The following is a 19,528-nucleotide window of genomic DNA, read 5'->3' on the forward strand; positions in this document are numbered from 1 at the left end:
AATGATTTATAAAATATTCCAAACAAATATCATCGGTTATTGAATGATGAAATTATAAATTTGTGACATGAAAAAATATATTGCATACGCAATCTTATCAGGATTATTATTAACAGCAGGTTGGCCATCGCATGGTTTTCCATTGTTATTATTTATAGGATTTGTACCCTTGATGTTAGCAGAACATCAAATCACGCAACGCGCAGAATTTAAGAAAAAAGGACGTAAAATTTTCGGACTTTCGTTTTTAGCTTTCTTTATTTGGAATGCGATTGTAATTTGGTGGTTGCATTATGCACAAGAAACGGACGCGAATGGAGATTTGTACAATTCGTGGAGCGCTTATTTGATTCCCGTTGTGGCGAATTCGTTGTTTATGTCAATTGTTTTTCAGTTGTATCATTTTGTCAAAACAAAAGCTGGTAATTTATATGGATTGGTTTTTCTTCCTGCGATTTGGATGAGTTTCGATAAACTAACCTTGAATTGGGAGTTGACTTGGCCTTGGTTTAATCTTGGAAATGGTTTTGCAAAATATTACGAATGGGTGCAATGGTACGAATACACAGGAACTTTTGGAGGTGCACTTTGGATTTGGTTAGTTAATATTACGGTATTCTATTATTTGACGGCTTATATTAATAAGAAAGAAATGAGATATCTAAATAAATTAGGTATTTACGCTGGATTATTAATTGCTGTGCCAATTGGTATTTCTTATATTATTTATGCGAATTACGAAGAAAAAGGAAAAGCACTTGATGTGTTAGTTCTTCAACCAGATCTTGATCCATACAATGAAAAGTATATGAAAGATGGTTTGCAGATTTATGATGAATTGAAACAATTGGCATTGAAAAATATTCAACCAAAAACTCAATTTGTTGTCGCGCCAGAAACTGCTGTACCTGGATCATCTGCCTTGATTTTTGATAATATGTATGATGATTTAATTATACAAGACATTCAGCAATGGACAAAAACCAAAAAAGATTTACATTTTGTAACAGGAGCATCTATCATGCGAATTTATCCAATGCAATCTTTAGCATCGGAAACGGCATCTGTTATGAGAGATGGAATTACGTGGTACGACGCTTATAACTCGGCTTTGCAGATAAGCGGAAACGATTCTATAGAAGTTTATCATAAGAGTAAATTAGTACCTGGAGTAGAAATTTTTCCATATCGAAACATTTTAATGCCAATTATTGGAGAATTTATGCTTAACTTTGGCGGCACAACAAAAACGTTGGGGATTCAACCTCATCGTTCTGTTTTCAAGAATAAAACAAACAACGCTACTGTTGCTCCGGTTATATGTTACGAATCTATTTACGGAGACTATACGACAGAATATGTGAGAGAAGGCGCAAATGTTATATTCACAATGACCAACGATTCTTGGTGGGGCTCTACCGATGGTCATCGTCAATTACTATTATATGGTAATTTGAGAGCTATTGAAAATAGACGCGCTATCGTTAGATCTGCAAATTCAGGTATTTCGGCTTTCGTTAATCAGCGAGGAGATATAATGAAGTCTTTACCATATGGAGAGCAGGGTGCCTTAAATGGTACAATTTTAATGAATAGTGAATTAACGTTTTACACAAAATATGGCGATGTAATCGCGAGAATAGCGCTGTTGGTAATGGGAATTATCTTGGCTTATACTCTTGCGCAGAAGTTGTTATATAAACAAAATAAGAAAAAAATATAAAATTAATAACCTAAAGAGTTGTATAAGTAATATATAATTTGTTACTTTGCACTCCGTTTAAAATAGGACAATACAAAATAAGATGTCAAAAATTTGTCAAATTACAGGTAAGAAGAGATTAGTGGGAAACAATGTTTCTCATGCTAATAATAAAACAAAACGCACTTTTGAAGTGAATTTGTTCAAAAAGAGATTTTTTATGCCAGAAACTGGTGAGTGGATTACATTAAGAGTTTCTGCACACGGTTTAAAAACAATCAACAAATTAGGAGTTGATGAGGCTGTTAAACGTGCACGTAAAGAAGGTTTAATCAAATAATTTAAGACACCATGGCAAAAAAAGGAAACAGAGTACAGGTTATTTTAGAATGTACAGAGCATAAAGAAAGTGGTATGCCAGGAATGTCTCGTTATATCACAACTAAAAACAAAAAAAATACTCCAGATCGTATTGAGTTGAAAAAATACAACGCAGTATTGAAAAAGTATACAATTCACAAGGAGATTAAATAATAAAATTTTAGACGATGGCAAAGAAAACGGTAGCAACCCTACAAACTGGGTCTAAAAAAATGACCAAAGTTATCAAAATGGTAAAATCTCCAAAATCTGGAGCTTACGTATTTGTTGAAAAAGTAGTTAACGCTGATGAAGCAGATTCTTTCTTCACGAAATAATCAAATCATCTCCTTAACAAAAAATATTTAAGGTTAATTGAGCTGCCTCGTTTTCAGGGCGGCTTTTTTATTTCCTTATATTTTATGTATCTTCGTACAAAATTTTAAGAAATTTAGCTTATTAATGAGTTGGTTCAAAAAGATATTAGGTAAAGAAAGCAAAGAAAAATTAGATGAAGGATTAGAAAAATCTAAAACTTCTCTATTTGATAAAATCAGTCGTGCTGTAGTAGGTAAATCTAAAGTAGACGATGAGGTTTTAGATGATTTAGAAGAAGTATTGATTTCTTCTGATGTCGGTGTTGAAACAACGATCAAAATTATTCGTCGAATAGAAGAACGTGTAGAACGTGATAAATATGTTTCGACTTCTGAGTTAGATTTAATTCTTCGCGAAGAAATTGCAGGCTTACTTTCCGAAAATAATATAGAAGATACAAACGGTTTTTCGATTCCGAAGAAAGATGTACCATACGTTATTATGGTGGTCGGAGTAAATGGAGTTGGTAAAACAACTACGATTGGTAAATTGGCTTCTCAGTTCAAATCACAAGGACTTAAAGTGGTTCTGGGAGCAGCTGATACGTTTCGTGCGGCGGCTGTAGATCAATTAGTAATTTGGTCGGAGCGTGCAGGTGTACCAATTGTAAAACAAGCAATGGGTTCTGATCCTGCTTCGGTTGCATTTGATACCATTCAGTCGGCAGTTGCGCAAAATGCAGATGTTGTTTTGATTGATACTGCAGGACGTTTGCACAACAAAATTAACTTGATGAACGAGTTGACAAAAATAAAACGTGTGATGCAAAAGGTAATTCCAGATGCGCCTCACGAAGTTTTATTAGTGTTAGATGGTTCTACAGGTCAAAATGCTTTTGAGCAAGCAAAACAATTTACACAAGCAACAGAAGTTTCTTCTTTAGCGGTTACAAAATTAGATGGAACAGCAAAAGGAGGAGTGGTAATTGGAATTTCAGATCAATTTAAGATTCCAGTTAAATACATTGGTGTTGGTGAAGGAATCAATGACTTGCAAGTTTTCAATAAAATGGAGTTTGTCGATTCTTTCTTCAAACGAAATAATTAAGAAATTTAATTCCTATAAAAATATAAATCCTTCAAGTTTTTCTTGAAGGATTTTTTTATGATATAGTTTTAATAAATCACCTTAATATATTCTTTATAAAACTTTTTGTTTTTATTTTCTTTCTTCGAAATGGTTTTTAGAAACTCGTTTAAATATTCTCTAAAAGGAGAATCTTTCGCTAAAGCATCTTGTTTTTTGCTTGTCAAAATCTGAACAGTTCCATACATTTCTTCATCATTTTCTACACTCGATGCAATCAAAGTAAAAGTTTCATTTGATTCATTAATGATATTTTTATTTGACCAAACTAACAACGGTTGATTGTTTTCAGTGTACAAAACATTGTCCCATTTTCCTAACCAATCGTATAGCATTTTTTTCGTAACTAAAGGCGTTTGAAAACTTTCGACACGATATTCTGTCAACGAACGTTCGGCTTGCTCTTGCGCATATAATAAATTGAAACTTGTAAAAAGTGCGATAAAAAGAAATAATTTTTTCAAACTCAAAAATCTTGTTTAGCGTAAAGTTATCAAAAATAATTGCAATTCTTATGTAACTTATTTGTTCTTCATGCGTCATATAAATATACACTAACTCTTAATAGAAGAATTAACCATGAAGAAATTTTTTGTACTTGCTGTTACATTATCAGGAATTTTTGCTTTTGGACAAGATGAAAAGCAGGACTCAACCGACTATAATCCAATCGAAATAAAAGAAGTTTTAGTTCAATCGCAACGCAAAAAAATGTTTGCGGACAAAACAGTTTATACCTTCGATAAAGAAGCGTTGGAAAAAGCGCGTTACGCAAAAGATTTGTTAAATACGTTACCAGAATTACAAGTTGATCCAATTTCGAATACGATACAAAGTACAAAAGGTGGAACGACTTTGTTATTGATTAATGGAATTGAGGCAACAGATAATCAAATTCGTGCTGTGAAACCGCAAGATGTGGTGCGTGTTGAGTATTTTGATATTCCGCCAGCGCGTTATGCAAATCGTGCAGATCAAGTGGTGAATTTGATTACGCGTAATCCAGAAAATGGTTATGTATATGGTGCGGATCTCACTTCGGCGTTTACAACAGGTTTTATAAATGGTTCTGCTTATGCGAATTTTACGAAAGGAAAAAGTAACTTTGGATTAGAGTATAACATTTATCTGAGAGATTATAAAGATCGTACTTCGATGAATATTTATGATTATAACTTAAATAATATTCATTACAGAACAGAAAATCAGCGCAACGAATATTTTGGATATACGGATCAAACAATTGCATTGCGATATACCAATTCGGATTCGGATAAATATGCTTTTCAAGCAAAGTTGGATATGAATATCAGTTCGAGTTTTGCTTATGCGAATGGAACAAGTTTGTTCTATCAAAATAGTTTATTAAACAATCATTCAACCTATAAACATTCTAATTCTAATTATTCAAAACCAACATTAGATCTTTATTATTCGAGAAAATTAGGAAAGAAAGATGAGTTAAGTTTAAATGTAGTTGGATCGATGTATACAACGAAATCGATTGACGAAACGCGCGAATGGGAAACAATTTCTGGTGCTGAACAATATAATTATTTGACAAATTTAGAAGCTGATCAAAAAGGAATTGTAGGAGAAATAGCGTATACACATAGTTTCGAGAAAGGAAAATTAAATTCTGGTTATCGAATTTCGAATAATTCAATTGATAATAAATTAGAAAACTTAAATGGTCCTTCGAATAATAAAGTAAATTATTTAGAACAATATATCTATTCTGAATATTCTGGAAAAGCGAAAAAGTTGTCATATCGTTTGGGTGTTGGATTAACGAATGTTCATAACAAGAATGAAGATACAAACACAGATACGTGGACGTTTACACCAAAATTAGTATTGGGTTATGAATTAGCGAAGAATCAAAATTTACGTTTTTCGAGTTCATACAAACCAACCAGTCCTTGGAATTCGGCATTGAGTAAAAACGTGATTCAGGTTGTAGAAAACATTACACAAGAAGGAAATCCGTATTTAACCATTCAGAAATCGTTTGGAAATAATTTGATTTACTCTTTCAATTCAAAATATTTTGATTTAAATACAAATGCATTTTATCATTATACAAAAGATCCAATTAATCAATTGTATTTGCAAAATATCATAAATGGAAATGTAGAAGGATATAAATTAACCTACGAGAATGCTCAAAATTCGCAACGTTACGGTGTTCAAATTACAGGTTCTATCAAACCTTTTGGAACAGATATTTTAACTGTAAAAGTGAATGTAGCGCCAGCAACAGAACGTTTCAAAACGAAAGATGGTAGAATTTTGAAGAATGATTATATCGGAAATTATTTTGCATTATCATCTGTTTACAAAAACTTTCGTGTAGATTATCAATTTAATATTCCGTATTACACATTAGGCGGAGCTTTGTTGTACACACAAGAAAACATGAACCATGCTTTTGCAAGTTATAAATACAATAATTGGACTTTTTCTACTGGAATGTATTGGATTGGAATGCCGTCGACTTACAAGCAAAAAACGATGGATAAACAATATGTGGATTATTCTCGTGTAGGAAAAATTTGGAACAACAAATCGATGTTTGTCGTTGGTTTGAGTTTTGATTTTGCTACAGGTAAGAAAACAAGTATCAATCGAAAATTAGAAAATGAAACTGCAGGAGCAGCGACATTTTAATAAATAAACAAAAAGAGAATCCTTAGGATTCTCTTTTTGTTTATTTATAATTTGACTGTGATGTTGAAACGAGTTCAACAAGACATATTAATTGTTTTTAATAAGTATAAATTTTAGCTTTCTAATATTTATAACTCCGCCAAAAATTTCAGCGTATCAATATTATCGGCATAATCAGTTAATTTCGGGAATTGAGTTTGCCCAAATTCAACATAATTCGAATTGTCTTTCATATCGTTTCCAACCACGCATTGTATTTGATTCTCATTTTCGATCAAATAATTTTTTACATCATTCACATCTTCATAAACTTCAAAATTTACAACTGCAATAGGAGAATGTAAAGCTGTATCTTTTTTCATTAGAACAAAATTATTGTCTAAAAATTCATCTTTTCCTAACAAAAATATTGCACGATTGTAATCGTAATTATTTGCATATTTAGGATGATTAATCACATCGCCCCATGAAAAAATAGCTTCGAATATTTTTGGTAATTGCGCTTCATCTTTTACATAAAGTTTCGTCACATTTCGGCAACCTAATCCAAAATAAATAAATATGTCGTTACCCAATTTTTTCAACTCTTCATCAGTTTCCGAACCATTTAATACAGCAACTGAAGTTCTATTTTTACGAATAATGTTAGGAACTTTACCAAAATATTGTTCAAAATAGCGTGCCGTATTATTACTTCCAGTTGCAATAACTGCATCAAAATTTTCTAATCGTTCAACAGTTTGAATAATCGATTTGAAATTTTCATCAATCGAATACAAATATTTTATCGCTAATTTGATTAATTTATCATCTTTAGACGAAGTTTTAATCAACGAATTATTTCCAGAAATAACAACAGAAAGTAAATCATGAAAACCAACCAAAGGTAAATTCCCAGCCATGATAATTCCGACATTTTTTTGCGTTTCAGCAAAAGGATAATCTTTCGACCAAGCCAATAAATTTTCTTCCGTTAAAGCTTCTGCCCAACTTTTCAAGGCTAACGTAATATTATCTTTTGTAAACCAATTGTTGTAGGCTTCTGCATCGCTCACTGCATATTCAGCTTCTTCTTTCCAATTCTCGAATTTTTCTGTCAGTTCTGTGTCTTTAATCGAATCATTATTTATAATAAAATTAAAAAACTGCCCCAATTCGTTAAATGCTGAAATCCTTTGTTCAAATGTCATTTTTTCTGAAAATTAAATGTAATTTTGTAGTTGCAAATGTAGGAAATAAAAAAACAGATACAATGGCTATAATTATTACAGATGAATGTATAAATTGTGGAGCTTGTGAGCCAGAATGTCCAAATAACGCGATTTATGAAGCTGCGGTAGATTGGAAATATTCTGATGGAACTTCTCTTAGCGGAACAATTGTAAACGTAGACGGCGCAACTTTTGACGCTGATGCGGTGCAAGATCCTGTGAGTGATGAGGTTTATTACATTGTTCCCGATAAATGTACTGAATGTAAAGGTTTCCACGAAGAACCACAATGTGCGGCAGTTTGTCCGGTGGATTGTTGTGTGCCTGATGATAACCACGTAGAAAGCGAAGAGCGCCTTTTGAGTAAAAAAGCGTTTATGCACTTAGAGTAAAATCGTCACAACTTTACATATAAAAACCTCTCAGAATTTGAGAGGTTTTTTAGTTTTTGGGCAATCCCTTCGGGCGGGCTTTTCGTTCCAATCTTTTTCTCAAACTTCGACTTCGCTCAGTTATCAAAAAAGGATTTCCACTTCAATCCCTATTGCATTTTATTAATTTTCGAAACTCGAAACTCGAGCTTCGAAATTCGTTTTTTTAAGAATATCTTCTCTTTCTAATCCAAAATCCAATTCCAGCCAATAAACCAATAATAGCAGTTGGAACAAGTAAATTAATCATTTGCCAAGTCGATTTTTCTTGTAAAACAGTTGTTTCACTTAACAACGGAATTTCTAATTTACGATTGCGTAAAGCCAAGAAATCAGTATCACCTAATAAATAATCCATTGCATTCATTATAAATGTTTGGTTGGCGTATGTTTTCGGTTTTCCATCTGGATTATCTGGACGAACCGAAAATTTATTTTCTCCTAATTGCATTGGAATTCCTCTCCATAAAGCATTTTTTAAAACATCTCCGTCCGAAATGACAATCATTTTACCATCGGTAGTTTTTGGCTTGAAATTCGGAAATTCTTTACGTTCGTAACGCGAAGCATAAGCCGAATTGAAATTACCTTCTAACAAAACTGCCATCGGAATTTTTCCCATTTTATATTCTTCAGGATTCTCGATTTCGACTTCATTTAATTGAATATAATTTAAAGCAGGTTTCAAACTTGATTGTTCAGAAGAACTTAATAAAACAGTTTGTTTGATATTTGGATTTTTCAGTAATTCGATCGGATTCGCAAATTGAAATAAAACAGGATCTATGGAACTTGTAATTGGGTTTTCTTCTCCTTTAATTCCTAACTCAAAATAAGGCCAATTGTAATAATTGTAACTTGTATTTCCTGCTGTTTCGCCATCTGCCAAAACAATTTGTGCACCATTCATATCTTTTATAACAGCCGGATGAATACGAACACCATAATTGAATAAGAAATCATTTAACTTTAAATCTCTTGGAAAAGCAACGATTTTTCCACTTCGGAAAATAGAGTCCATTTCAGCATCCACAGTTTCAACAGCCATCATCATTTTTCCTCCATTCATGATATATTGATCCAAAACCAATTTATCCATATCAGAAAAAGGTAATGTAGGTTTTGCTACAATCAAGGCATCAAAACGTTTCAAACTATCGAAATCAGAAGGCTGTAAAGAAAACGATTTGTTTGCAATTGGATTTAGATAAATCTCCACATCATATTTTTCTGACAAAGCAGAGCCTAACCCTTGAATATTTGCTTCAGGTAATTCGTCATGATGAACAATGAAACCAATACGCTTGCGCTCAAAATTGGTTGCTTTCTGAATTTTTTCGGCAAATAAATATTCTAATTTTTCAGTAGATGCTAATGCTAATTTTTCAAATGGAGTAGAAGGGTCATTCACTAAAACCTCCATATAAGTCGATTTGTCACCGTAAGTTAATTTTGCATACGGATAAACATTCAAAATTCCTTTGTCTGTTTTAATTGGAACTGGAGCTAATTTATTTTGCTCTAATTCGGCTTGTCCTAAATCTACAGGATCAACAAAAGAATAAGAAATATTACTATTTTTTTCGCGAAGTTCGTCTAATAAAAATTGAATTTCGTTCTTCAAAATTCTGTAATCACCTGTTAAATCTCCACCCAAAAGAATTTCAATTTTAAGCGGTTGTTTTACATTTTCTACTAACTTTTCGGTTGTAGAAGTTAACGTAAAACGTTTGTCTTTTGTCATGTCAATTCGCGTATAAAAAAATTGAGCAATGATAAAAAGCGCGATAAATGCGATGAAAGTAATTAGATGTTTTTTGTTTAATTTTTTCATGGCACTATTTTTTATTTTCAAGATTAACAATTGAAATTTGATTCAAGATTCCAATCAAAATCAAAAAGTAAAGTAAATCTCGTGTGTCAATAATTCCTTTCAAAAACTGGTTGTAATGTGTAAAACTTCCAATTTTTTGAACATAGAAATCCATCGAACCAAGTAAATTATATGACGCTAAACTTTCGAATCCATAAAAAATAATGAAGCAAAAGAAAACCGCCAAAACATAAGCCATTACTTGATTTTTGGTAATAGATGAAGTAAATAAACCAATTGCGGCGAATAAACTTCCTAGAAAGAAAAGTCCTAAATAACCAGAAAAAATTGTTCCGTAATCTAATTCTTGTTCGGGCATCAAAAATTCTTGCAACGTAATAGTGAACAAGAAAGTTGAAAGTAAACAAAAAACAACAACTGAAACGACTGCTAAATATTTGCCCCAAATAATTTGGTTATTTTTTATAGGTAGTGTGAATAACCACAATAGTGTTCCGTTTGCTTGCTCTTCTGCGATTAATTTCATCGTTAAAGCTGGAATCATGAATAGAAAAATCCAAGGTCCAACAAAGAAAAAACTACTTAAAGAAGCATTTCCAGTATTGAAAACATTGAATTCGTTATCAAAAAACCAAAGGAATAAAACCGAAACGATAACAAATGTTGCGGTTGCTAAATAAGCGTTGAAGCCTAAATAAAAATTGGAAAACTCTTTTTTGAAGATTGTCCACATGTTATTTTTTATTATTACGATTAATTAAACGCACAATAAGCATAAGTAGTATACCACAACCAAAGAAACTGACAATCGACCAATACCAATTTTGACCAAAATCTGTTTTTTGAATCACAGCAAACACGATAACAAATAATAAAATAGTCGCCAATTCGTTCATCATTCGCAATTGAACAGAAGTGTATTTGAAAACTTTATTTTGGATTTGTTTCAACGTTCGCCAGCACCAAAAATGATAAATTAATAAAACACTTATCATTCCTAATTTACTTTTCATCCACGGTATTTGTAATAAACCTTGATTTTTGTAAAGCATATTCAATCCCATTGTAATCAAAATAACCAAAGCAGGAGCGGTAATTACATTCCATAATTTTTTCTCCATGTAGGTATATTGATCCTGCAAAATTGATTTTTTTGGTTCTTCCATTTGTTGCGTTTCTGTATGATAAATCATCAAACGAACAATGTAAAATAAACCAGCAAAGTAACTTACCACGAAGATAACGTGTATTGCTTTGTATATTAAATAATTATAAGTCATATAGTTATTGTAAACTCTCTAATACTAAATTTTCTCAGCGTTAATTTTCAAATTCAATTGTAATTGTATCGTTTTTCTTTAATCCCATTAACTGATTTGCACCTCCTGATATTGTTGGATTACTCTTGTATAAAGTAACTTCTAAAAATCCTGCCGAATTAAACAAACACAATGTTCGTCCAAAAGCTTGCACTTCTTTGTTAAAATCTTGTACAACTTCGTTGTAATGCTCATAAATAACAGTAATATCGGTCATCGAGAAATCTTTCTGACGAAGCAAAATTTTATATTTTCTGTCTTGTGCAATTTCATCGAAAAAATCTTTCGAAATATTACTCACAACATTTCCAAAATGATCAATATAAATCACATTTCCTATGATATATTTATCATCGCGATAAATTGGTTTCAACTCATTCAATTGCTTCATTTCGGTACGTTTGTTCCCTAAAAGAGCAGGAACTCCGCCGCGCGCCAAGTGACATGCAACTGGTACAAAACAATTTTTCATTGGAAATAAACTGTCTATTCCTTCTGGATAAGCAGTGATTTCGTAAATTTCTTCTGGTTGATTTTTTTGGCAAATCAAGGATAAAATTCCATTATCTGCACAAATAAAATAATGATGATTGATTAATGCACAAATCGGCTTCTGATAAGGCGTACTTAAGGCATTAATTCCAATAATATGTATAGTTCCGTCGGGAAATTCTTCGTAAGAATTACGAATGATATAGGCAGCTTCAGATAAATCATAGGGATTAACATGATGCGAAATATCTACAATTGTAACATCGGCCAATTCTTTTAGAATTGCGCCTTTAACGCTAGAAACAAAGTAATCTTTGACTCCAAAATCCGATGTTAATGTAATAATTGCCACTATTCTCTAATAATTAGCAAATATATTGTTTATTATTCTTTATTTTTGTGTAAGTGAACCAAAAAAACAATCTCATTTGACAGAAATTAATATTGAATTAGCCGAAATTAATGCTCAAGATTTTTATGGTGCTAATAATGAACATCTAAAAAGAATCAAAGAATATTATCCAAAATTAAAGATTGTTGCTCGCGGAAGAGAGTTAACAGTATTTGGAAATGAAGATGTTCTGAAAGTATTTGACCAAAAAATGCAACGAGTAATTCAGCATATTCACAAATACAATCGACTATCTGATCGCGAACTCGAAATTATTATGACCGAAGATAATAATGAAATGCTTCAAATAAAAAAAGAAGACGAAATTATTGTACACGGTGTAAATGGTAAAATCATCAAACCTCAAACGCCTAATCAACAAAAGCTGGTACAAACTGTTTACAACAAAGACATGGTGTTTGCAATTGGGCCTGCTGGAACGGGAAAAACTTATACTGCTGTTGCGTTGGCGGTACAAGCGTTAAAGAACAAAGAAGTTCGCCGAATTATTATGACACGTCCTGCCGTAGAAGCTGGCGAGAATTTAGGTTTTTTACCAGGTGATATGAAAGATAAATTAGATCCATATTTACAACCTTTGTATGATGCTTTGAAAGATATGATTCCGTTCGAGAAACTTTCGTCTTATACCGAAAAAGGAGTGATAGAAGTAGCGCCTTTAGCATTTATGCGTGGTCGAACATTGGACGGAGCTTTTGTAATTCTTGATGAAGCGCAAAACACAACCTATGCTCAGATGAAAATGTTTTTGACGCGTATGGGAAAAAATTCTAAGTTTATTATCACAGGAGATCCTGGTCAGGTCGATTTACCACCAAAACAAAAATCTGGTTTACGTGAGGCGATTAATATATTGAAAGATGTAAAAGATATCGGATTTATTTATTTGGATGATAAAGATGTTGTTCGACACAAAATTGTTCGCGAAGTCTTGAAAGCTTACAAAGTGAGTGAAGATAAAGAGCGAGAGAAAATAGATATTAAAAAATAAATCAAAAAGCCAATTGTTTCTAAGAGCAATTGGCTTTTCGATTTAATATTTATGGCAGAATATTAAATTATTCTTTTAGTGGATTAGTTTTTAAAGTAAAACCTAAAATGTTAAATACTAATCCTATTGGCAAAATCATTCCTGCAATTAAGCTCATTCTATTAGAATCAGAAAATTCTAAGATTAATAAAATTGAAGTTAATATTAAAACTAATCCCGTTATATATAATATATTTTTCATTTTATTATAAATTGTAATTCAATCAAATATAATGATTTATTTCTGATTTTGTAAAAAAATATTCGATTCTAAAATCAAGTTCAGAAAGATAATTTTGATAATGCGAATCAAGTAAATGTGATTCTGACAAAAGGGGAAATTTGAAATAAACTTATAACTAACAACTCAACACTTAAAACTTTTTCACATCAACCAACCTTTTTGTAATTTGTTGCATCTAACTTACAAATCAAACAATATGAAAAAGTTATTTTCTTTTTTCTTTGTTTTTGTTGGAATGTTTTTTTCTACAAAAATAAATGCGCAAGATATTCGAATCGGATTTCCGCGTATCGAAATTGGTGAACGCCCAGACGAAAATTCTGTGAGTTTGCAATCGATGGATGTGCAAGTTGAGATTTTTGGAAATTTGGCCAAAACGACAACAACTTTAGTTTTTACAAATTCATCAAGTCGAAATCTTGAAGGGAATTTAGTTTTCCCTTTGCCCGAAAACACGACTGTTAGTGGATATGCAATTGATATTAATGGAAAATTGCGAAATGCAGTTCCTGTTACAAAAGTGCGTGCGGTTGAGGTTTTCGAAAGTATTCAGAAGCAAAATATCGACCCTGGAATCATCGAAAAAGTAGAAGGAAATAATTTTCGAACTCGTATTTCTCCGATTCCAGCAAAAGGTTCACGTACGATTCAGTTATCGTATTACCAAGAATTAAAATTGGATAAATCGTCGTATCAATATCATTTGCCGTTAGATTCTTCGAAAAAAATTGCGAAGTTTAATTTGACAACAAAAGTGTACAATGCTGCTGGAAAACCACAATTGATTGTAACGCCAGATGGTTCGTTCAATTTTTCGGAAAATAGTAATATATATGAAGCAAATTTGTCGAAAACAGATTTTACACCTAAAAAATCATTGATTATTAATCTTCCGAAATCGCCGAATAATGTAGAATCTTTTGTTCAGAAAAATGTAGATGGTTCGGTTTATTTTTATGCGAATTTATTGGTTGATGCAAAATCTCAACCAAAAGTTTGGTCAAAAAATATTGGAATTATCTGGGATAATTCGTTGAGTGGTTTGAAACGAAATCATCAAAAAGAGTTAGAATTTTTAGATAAAATTATTTCTCAACAAAAAAATCTAAATATTGAAGTTTCGTTATTGAATTTTTCTTTGGAAAAATCGAGATTTTTTCAAATTAAAAATGGTGATTGGTCAGAATTGAAAAAATATTTGGAAAATGTGACGTATGATGGAGGAACAAATTATGCGAAAATTCTTCCAACAAATCTGAAAGCAGACGAATATCTTTTGTTTTCGGATGGAATTTCGTCTTTTGGCTCGAATATATTTAATATCGATAAACCTTTCTATACAATTGCGTCTTCGCCGACTTCTAATTATGGCGTTTTGAAAATGATTGCGCAAAAAGTTGGAGGAAAATTTATCAATCTAAATGAAAATTCTGTAGAAAATGCGTTCAAACAAATCAATGAAAGTTCGGTTCAATTCTTAGGAATTATCAACAATACAGCGGGAGAAGTTTATCCAATTTCGATAAATGATGTGAACAATGGAATTTCGATTGCGGGAATTTCTCAGTATCCAAATGCAAAATTAACGATGATGTTTGGACGAAATGGAAAAGTGGAATTCAACAAAGAATTGGATTTGAGTAAAGCAACTCAAAATCTTGAAATCAGTAAAATTTGGGCGCAGAGTAAAGTGAATTATTTGGAATTGAATCTAGAACAATATAAAACAGAGATAGAAGAAATTGGGAAACAATTTTCGATTGTGACGTCGAACACAAGTTTGATTGTTTTGGAAAATGTTTCGGATTATGTGAAATATAAAATCAATCCTCCAGCGGAATTACAAAATGAATTTAATAAATTATCGAAACAAGGTTTTGCACAAAAAGAAACTCGAAAAGCTGATTTGTTGAAAAATGCAATTGTGAAAGCAAAGGAATTGAAAGAATGGTGGAAGAAAGATTTTAAATATATAAAACCAAAATATCCAAAACCTGTTGGGGATTCTATAACTTATTTAGAAGAGACTGCGCAAGTGAATATGGTAATGCCAGAACCAAGAGCTATGGCTGCAATGGAAGTTAGAACTGAAGGAAGTCCAACTACAACATCTAATATGAGAATTAGAGGAGCGTCAAGTTTGAATAATTCTGTTGATATAAAAATGAAGGATGAATCATCAGCTTCGGTTCCAGAAATTAAAATAGTCAATGTAAAATCGGATAAACAATACATGAAGTTGATAGAAGCGTCTAAAAATCCATATCAAACTTATTTAGATTTGAGAAAAGATTATGCCGAAACACCTGCGTATTATTTTGATGTGGCAACATTTTTCTTTCAGAAAAAAGAAAAAGAAACTGGTCTTAAAATTTTAAGCTCGATTGCAGATTTAGGTTTGGAAGATGCTGAATTGTATAAAATGTTAGCGTACAAATTGAAAGAAATTGAGGAGTATCAAACAGAATTATTTATCACGAAAAAAGTATTAGATTGGCGACCTTTTGATGCGCAAAGTTATAGAGATTATGCGTTGGCGTTACAAGATAATGAGCAATATCAATCGGCTTTAGAGCATTTATATAAAGTATTGACCAACGATTATTCGATAGAAATTGCTAATCGTGATCGAGATATTACGGAGATTATTGTTCCTGAAGTTAATAATTTGATTTCGCTTCATCGAAAAGAATTGAATTTATCGAAAATTAATAAAGATATCATTGTTGATATTCCGGTTGATATTCGTGTGGTGATGAATTGGAATAAAGATATGACCGATATTGATTTGTGGGTGACGGATCCAAATGGCGAGAAATGTTTTTACGGACATCGTACAACTGCGATTGGTGGACGAATGAGTGAGGATGTGACGCAAGGTTTCGGACCAGAACAATTTATGTTAAAAAAAGCGATCAAAGGAAAATATAAAATAGAAACGAATTTTTTCGGAGAAAGACAAATGAGTATTTCAGGGCCAACAACTATTTCGGCAGAGATTTACTTGATGTATAGCTCAGGAAAACAAGTGAAGAAAATGATTACTTTCCAGAATAACAAGCCAAATTCTGGCGGCGAAGGAATTTTGGTTGGTGAATTTGAATTTTAGTAAATGGAAAAGGAATCTTGAAAGAGATTCCTTTTTTTTGCATAACGCATAATTCATCATTCATCATTAATAATTAAACTCACATCCACTGATTTCGATCCAAACTTCTATACTGAATAGCTTCACTAATATGTTTTGAAAGAATAGTTTCAGAATTATCTAAATCTGCAATTGTTCGTCCAACCCTAATAATTCGATCATACGCACGAGCAGAAAGATTTAATTTTTCCATAACAACTTTGATTAAATGCTTCGAATGATCATCTAAATCACAAAAAGTATCCAACTCTTTTGGTCCCATTTGCGAGTTGTAATGGACTTTTGTATTTTCAAATCGTTTGGTCTGGATATTTCTTGCATTAATGACACGTTCACGAATCACAGCACTTTTTTCGCCACGACGTTCTTGCGACAAATCATCAAACGGAACAGGATTCACTTCGATATGTAAATCAATTCGGTCCAAAAGTGGTCCAGAAATTTTATTCATATAACGTTGCATTTCCGCTAAAGAGGAAGTGTTGTTTGGATCATCCATAAAATAACCGCTCGGACTTGGATTCATAGAAGCTACTAACATAAAACTCGCAGGATAATTCACAGTGAATTTTGCCCTCGAAATTGTGACTTCTCGATCTTCCAAAGGTTGACGCATAACTTCTAAAACAGTTCGCTTAAATTCGGGTAATTCATCCAAAAACAAAACACCATTATGCGCCAAAGAAATTTCTCCAGGTTGTGGATAAGAACCACCGCCGACTAAGGCGACATCCGATATAGAATGATGTGGACTAGAAAAAGGACGACTTACAATTAATGATTTGTTAGATAATTTTCCAGCAACGCTATGAATTTTTGTTGTTTCGAGCGCTTCTTGTACGGTCATTTTCGGAAGAATTGAAGCAATTCGTTTGGCTAACATTGTTTTTCCACTTCCTGGAGGACCGATCAAAATAATGTTATGTCCTCCTGCAGCAGCGATTTCCATCGCACGTTTTACATTTTCTTGACCTTTTACATCAGCAAAATCGAAAGGATAATTATTCATTTCACTAAAAAAATAATCATCTAAATTAACTTGATGAGGTTGTAAAATGATTTCTTCGTTAAAATAATCAACAACTTCTCTGATGTTATTAACCGCAAAAACATCGATTCCTTCTACAACAGCTGCTTCGTCTGCATTTTGTTTGGGTAAAATAATTCCTTCGAAACCTTCTTCTTTTGCTTGTATTGCAATCGGCAATGCACCTTTTATAGGTCGAAGTGAACCATCTAGCGATAATTCGCCCATCATTATAAATTTATGGAGTTGTTCAGAATTTACTTGCTCCGAAGCTGCTAAAATTCCAATTGCGATTGGTAAATCATAGGCAGAACCTTCTTTTTGTAAATCTGCTGGCGCCATATTAATCGTGATTTTTTTACCAGGTAATTTCAAATTAGAATTTTTTAGTGCAGCATTTATCCTAAAATTACTTTCTTTTATTGCGCTATCGGGCAAACCAACCAAATGATACCCGACACCTTGATCAATATTAACTTCCACAATAATTGTTTTTGCGGAAACTCCGAAAATAGCACTTGCAAAAATTTTCACTAACATAAAATATTTTTTTATAAATTTACTTCCTTTTTCTATTGAATAAAATAGCTGAGAGGATTTAAGTATTTAATAATTAATTAAATAATACACTTTGGTGTAAATTCTATATGAAAAAAGAAAAATATTCTTTTGAATTTGAACGATTCGAGAGTAAATCTGAGCTTGCAGCAGAACAAAAAAAAGTAGTAGAAGAGGCTTATGATATTTCGTTGAATGCATATGCGCCTTATTCTAATTTCAATGTTGGTGCATCTGTTCAATTAGAAAATGGAGAAATTTTTTCGAGTTCAAATCAAGAAAATGCTTCGTATCCAGTCGGAACTTGTGCCGAAAGAGGTTTATTGGCTTATGTAAATGCAAACTTCCCAAATATTAAGATTGAAAAATTGGCTGTTTCTACGCCAAATGTCAATTATCCATTGCCTCCATGCGGGATGTGTCGACAATATATTTTAGAGATTGAAAAGAAACAATCGCAACCAATCGAAATTATTTTATCTGGAAAAGAAGGTGATGTTTTGGTGATAAATTCTGCTAAAGATTTGCTTCCATTACATTTTACTGACGAATTTTTAGGGTAGCAATTTTGTACACTAAATAGATTAGTTTAAATTTGTTCCAACGGAATTGTGCAATTATGGAAAAATTAACGCAAGAAACGTACCTACAATGGTATCGTGATATGACTTTTTGGCGTCGCTTCGAAGATAAGTGTCGTTCATTATATTTAAAGCAAAAAATTAGAGGTTTCTTACATTTATACAATGGTCAAGAAGCTTTACCAGCCGGTTTTATTCATGCAATGAAACCTGGTGTAGATCATGTGATTACTGCTTATCGTTGTCACGTTTGGCCTATGGCTTTGGGTGTAGACCCAAAACGTATTTTGGCTGAATTATGTGGTAAAGAAACAGGAACTTCTCATGGTTTAGGAGGATCTATGCACGTTTTCAGTAAAGAGCATAATTTTTATGGTGGACACGGAATCGTTGGTGGGCAAATTCCATTAGGAGCAGGAATCGCTTTTGGTGATAAATTCTTTAATCGCGATGGTGTTACAATCTGTTTAATGGGAGATGGCGCAACTCGTCAAGGTACATTACATGAAACATTTAACATGGCGATGAACTGGAAATTACCAGTTGTTTTTGTTTGCGAAAACAATCAATACGCTATGGGAACTTCTGTTTCTCGTACTGCTAACCACGAAGATATTTGGAAATTAGGTTTAGGATACGAAATGCCTTGTATGCCTGTAGATGGTATGGATCCTGTAAAAGTTGCAGAAGCAGCTTACGAAGCTATTGAAAGAGCGCGTCGTGGAGATGGACCAACTTTCTTAGATGTACGTACATATCGTTATAGAGGTCACTCTATGTCTGATGCTGAGCCTTATCGTACAAAAGAAGAGGTGGAAGAGTACAAACAAGAAGATCCAATCTTGAATGTTGAGAATCATATCTTAGTAAACAATTGGGCAACTAAAGAACAATTAGATGCAATTATTGATGAAGTAAAAGTGATGGTAGAAGAATGTGCAGAATTTGCAGAAAACTCTAACTATCCAGAAGAACACGTAATGTATGATTATATCTATTCAGAAGAAAATTATCCATTCTTAGATAAAATCGAAAACAACTAAAA

Annotated in this window: 19 protein-coding genes; 11 read left to right on the forward strand and 8 right to left on the reverse strand. The window is 32.4% G+C overall.

The window, feature by feature from the left end:
- The first annotated feature begins 67 nt into the window (after positions 1 to 67).
- The 5 genes from lnt to ftsY all read left to right on the forward strand — a co-directional run bounded on the left by lnt (position 68) and on the right by ftsY (position 3,487).
- Positions 68 to 1,723, forward strand: coding sequence for an apolipoprotein N-acyltransferase (gene lnt / locus ACTS9J_RS04225; RefSeq protein ID WP_416410075.1), 1,656 nt, complete (start codon positions 68 to 70; stop codon positions 1,721 to 1,723).
- Between the two features lie 82 nt (positions 1,724 to 1,805).
- Positions 1,806 to 2,042 (forward strand): 50S ribosomal protein L28, encoded by a 237-nt coding sequence (gene rpmB, locus ACTS9J_RS04230; protein ID WP_038337064.1) that lies wholly within the window; start codon positions 1,806 to 1,808, stop codon positions 2,040 to 2,042.
- Positions 2,043 to 2,053: 11 nt separating this feature from the next.
- Positions 2,054 to 2,236 (forward strand): 50S ribosomal protein L33, encoded by a 183-nt coding sequence (gene rpmG / locus ACTS9J_RS04235; RefSeq protein ID WP_038337065.1) that lies wholly within the window; start codon positions 2,054 to 2,056, stop codon positions 2,234 to 2,236.
- 14 nt (positions 2,237 to 2,250) lie between these two features.
- A complete protein-coding gene (locus tag ACTS9J_RS04240; protein WP_084106961.1) occupies positions 2,251 to 2,400 on the forward strand; it encodes a DUF4295 domain-containing protein in 150 nt (49 codons plus the stop codon).
- 124 nt (positions 2,401 to 2,524) lie between these two features.
- Positions 2,525 to 3,487 (forward strand): signal recognition particle-docking protein FtsY, encoded by a 963-nt coding sequence (ftsY, locus tag ACTS9J_RS04245; RefSeq protein WP_291095936.1) that lies wholly within the window; start codon positions 2,525 to 2,527, stop codon positions 3,485 to 3,487.
- A gap of 68 nt (positions 3,488 to 3,555) precedes the next feature.
- Here the strand turns inward: ftsY and ACTS9J_RS04250 are convergent, their stop codons facing one another.
- Positions 3,556 to 3,990: a hypothetical protein gene (locus ACTS9J_RS04250; protein WP_147279960.1), complete on the reverse strand. Its 435-nt coding sequence runs from the start codon at positions 3,988 to 3,990 to the stop codon at positions 3,556 to 3,558.
- 115 nt (positions 3,991 to 4,105) lie between these two features.
- Between ACTS9J_RS04250 and ACTS9J_RS04255 the strand changes: the two genes are divergently transcribed.
- Positions 4,106 to 6,196, forward strand: coding sequence for an outer membrane beta-barrel protein (locus ACTS9J_RS04255; RefSeq protein ID WP_286495366.1), 2,091 nt, complete (start codon positions 4,106 to 4,108; stop codon positions 6,194 to 6,196).
- A gap of 128 nt (positions 6,197 to 6,324) precedes the next feature.
- On the opposite strand, the gene ACTS9J_RS04260 is transcribed toward ACTS9J_RS04255, so the two are convergent.
- Positions 6,325 to 7,386, reverse strand: a complete 1,062-nt coding sequence (locus ACTS9J_RS04260) for an acyl-CoA reductase (protein ID WP_286495367.1) — start codon at positions 7,384 to 7,386, stop codon at positions 6,325 to 6,327.
- A gap of 62 nt (positions 7,387 to 7,448) precedes the next feature.
- Here ACTS9J_RS04260 and ACTS9J_RS04265 point away from each other — a divergent pair, with 62 nt between their 5' ends.
- Entirely contained in the window at positions 7,449 to 7,799 is a 351-nt protein-coding gene (locus ACTS9J_RS04265) for a 4Fe-4S dicluster domain-containing protein (protein WP_114999046.1), read from the forward strand.
- Positions 7,800 to 8,004: 205 nt separating this feature from the next.
- On the opposite strand, the gene gldG is transcribed toward ACTS9J_RS04265, so the two are convergent.
- From gldG to ACTS9J_RS04285, 4 genes are read right to left on the reverse strand one after another with little or no spacing between them, the layout of a single operon-like run.
- The gene (gene gldG / locus ACTS9J_RS04270) at positions 8,005 to 9,672 is read right to left on the reverse strand and encodes a gliding motility-associated ABC transporter substrate-binding protein GldG (RefSeq protein WP_291064984.1); all 1,668 of its coding nucleotides are present in this window, start codon (positions 9,670 to 9,672) and stop codon (positions 8,005 to 8,007) included.
- A gap of 4 nt (positions 9,673 to 9,676) precedes the next feature.
- Positions 9,677 to 10,405, reverse strand: a complete 729-nt coding sequence (locus ACTS9J_RS04275; RefSeq protein ID WP_219034141.1) for an ABC transporter permease subunit — start codon at positions 10,403 to 10,405, stop codon at positions 9,677 to 9,679.
- 1 nt (position 10,406) lies between these two features.
- On the reverse strand, positions 10,407 to 10,952 hold the full coding sequence (locus ACTS9J_RS04280; protein ID WP_291064987.1) for a CopD family protein: 546 nt from the start codon (positions 10,950 to 10,952) through the stop codon (positions 10,407 to 10,409).
- A gap of 40 nt (positions 10,953 to 10,992) precedes the next feature.
- Positions 10,993 to 11,835, reverse strand: a complete 843-nt coding sequence (locus tag ACTS9J_RS04285) for an SAM hydrolase/SAM-dependent halogenase family protein (RefSeq protein ID WP_114999051.1) — start codon at positions 11,833 to 11,835, stop codon at positions 10,993 to 10,995.
- 76 nt (positions 11,836 to 11,911) lie between these two features.
- Here ACTS9J_RS04285 and ACTS9J_RS04290 point away from each other — a divergent pair, with 76 nt between their 5' ends.
- Entirely contained in the window at positions 11,912 to 12,886 is a 975-nt protein-coding gene (locus ACTS9J_RS04290) for a PhoH family protein (RefSeq protein WP_115001971.1), read from the forward strand.
- 67 nt (positions 12,887 to 12,953) lie between these two features.
- Here ACTS9J_RS04290 and ACTS9J_RS04295 read toward each other — a convergent pair whose 3' ends face one another.
- Positions 12,954 to 13,127 carry a hypothetical protein gene (locus tag ACTS9J_RS04295; RefSeq protein WP_280037895.1) on the reverse strand — a complete coding sequence of 58 codons (174 nt, stop codon included), beginning with the start codon at positions 13,125 to 13,127 and terminating at the stop codon, positions 12,954 to 12,956.
- A 238-nt stretch (positions 13,128 to 13,365) separates the two neighbouring features.
- Between ACTS9J_RS04295 and ACTS9J_RS04300 the strand changes: the two genes are divergently transcribed.
- Positions 13,366 to 16,278, forward strand: a complete 2,913-nt coding sequence (locus tag ACTS9J_RS04300) for a VIT domain-containing protein (protein WP_448352917.1) — start codon at positions 13,366 to 13,368, stop codon at positions 16,276 to 16,278.
- Between the two features lie 79 nt (positions 16,279 to 16,357).
- Here ACTS9J_RS04300 and ACTS9J_RS04305 read toward each other — a convergent pair whose 3' ends face one another.
- A complete protein-coding gene (locus ACTS9J_RS04305; RefSeq protein ID WP_114999055.1) occupies positions 16,358 to 17,884 on the reverse strand; it encodes a YifB family Mg chelatase-like AAA ATPase in 1,527 nt (508 codons plus the stop codon).
- 107 nt (positions 17,885 to 17,991) lie between these two features.
- Here ACTS9J_RS04305 and ACTS9J_RS04310 point away from each other — a divergent pair, with 107 nt between their 5' ends.
- Complete coding sequence (locus tag ACTS9J_RS04310; RefSeq protein WP_038337075.1) at positions 17,992 to 18,465, forward strand: cytidine deaminase; 474 nt, start codon at positions 17,992 to 17,994, stop codon at positions 18,463 to 18,465.
- Positions 18,466 to 18,521: 56 nt separating this feature from the next.
- The gene (pdhA, locus tag ACTS9J_RS04315; RefSeq protein ID WP_125349669.1) at positions 18,522 to 19,526 is read left to right on the forward strand and encodes a pyruvate dehydrogenase (acetyl-transferring) E1 component subunit alpha; all 1,005 of its coding nucleotides are present in this window, start codon (positions 18,522 to 18,524) and stop codon (positions 19,524 to 19,526) included.
- Positions 19,527 to 19,528: the final 2 nt, after the last annotated feature.

The organism is Empedobacter sp. ULE_I140 (assembly GCF_053482575.1).

What these genes read in the sequence shown, in the direction of transcription:
- lnt (WP_416410075.1), top strand. Translation starts at nt 68, where the DNA reads ATGAAAAAATATATTGCATACGCAATCTTATCAGGATTATTATTAACA.
- rpmB (WP_038337064.1), top strand. Translation starts at nt 1,806, where the DNA reads ATGTCAAAAATTTGTCAAATTACAGGTAAGAAGAGATTAGTGGGAAAC.
- rpmG (WP_038337065.1), top strand. Translation starts at nt 2,054, where the DNA reads ATGGCAAAAAAAGGAAACAGAGTACAGGTTATTTTAGAATGTACAGAG.
- ACTS9J_RS04240 (WP_084106961.1), top strand. Translation starts at nt 2,251, where the DNA reads ATGGCAAAGAAAACGGTAGCAACCCTACAAACTGGGTCTAAAAAAATG.
- ftsY (WP_291095936.1), top strand. Translation starts at nt 2,525, where the DNA reads ATGAGTTGGTTCAAAAAGATATTAGGTAAAGAAAGCAAAGAAAAATTA.
- ACTS9J_RS04255 (WP_286495366.1), top strand. Translation starts at nt 4,106, where the DNA reads ATGAAGAAATTTTTTGTACTTGCTGTTACATTATCAGGAATTTTTGCT.
- ACTS9J_RS04260 (WP_286495367.1), bottom strand. Translation starts at nt 7,386, where the DNA reads ATGACATTTGAACAAAGGATTTCAGCATTTAACGAATTGGGGCAGTTT.
- ACTS9J_RS04265 (WP_114999046.1), top strand. Translation starts at nt 7,449, where the DNA reads ATGGCTATAATTATTACAGATGAATGTATAAATTGTGGAGCTTGTGAG.
- gldG (WP_291064984.1), bottom strand. Translation starts at nt 9,672, where the DNA reads ATGAAAAAATTAAACAAAAAACATCTAATTACTTTCATCGCATTTATC.
- ACTS9J_RS04275 (WP_219034141.1), bottom strand. Translation starts at nt 10,405, where the DNA reads ATGTGGACAATCTTCAAAAAAGAGTTTTCCAATTTTTATTTAGGCTTC.
- ACTS9J_RS04280 (WP_291064987.1), bottom strand. Translation starts at nt 10,952, where the DNA reads ATGACTTATAATTATTTAATATACAAAGCAATACACGTTATCTTCGTG.
- ACTS9J_RS04295 (WP_280037895.1), bottom strand. Translation starts at nt 13,127, where the DNA reads ATGAAAAATATATTATATATAACGGGATTAGTTTTAATATTAACTTCA.
- ACTS9J_RS04300 (WP_448352917.1), top strand. Translation starts at nt 13,366, where the DNA reads ATGAAAAAGTTATTTTCTTTTTTCTTTGTTTTTGTTGGAATGTTTTTT.
- ACTS9J_RS04305 (WP_114999055.1), bottom strand. Translation starts at nt 17,884, where the DNA reads ATGTTAGTGAAAATTTTTGCAAGTGCTATTTTCGGAGTTTCCGCAAAA.
- ACTS9J_RS04310 (WP_038337075.1), top strand. Translation starts at nt 17,992, where the DNA reads ATGAAAAAAGAAAAATATTCTTTTGAATTTGAACGATTCGAGAGTAAA.
- pdhA (WP_125349669.1), top strand. Translation starts at nt 18,522, where the DNA reads ATGGAAAAATTAACGCAAGAAACGTACCTACAATGGTATCGTGATATG.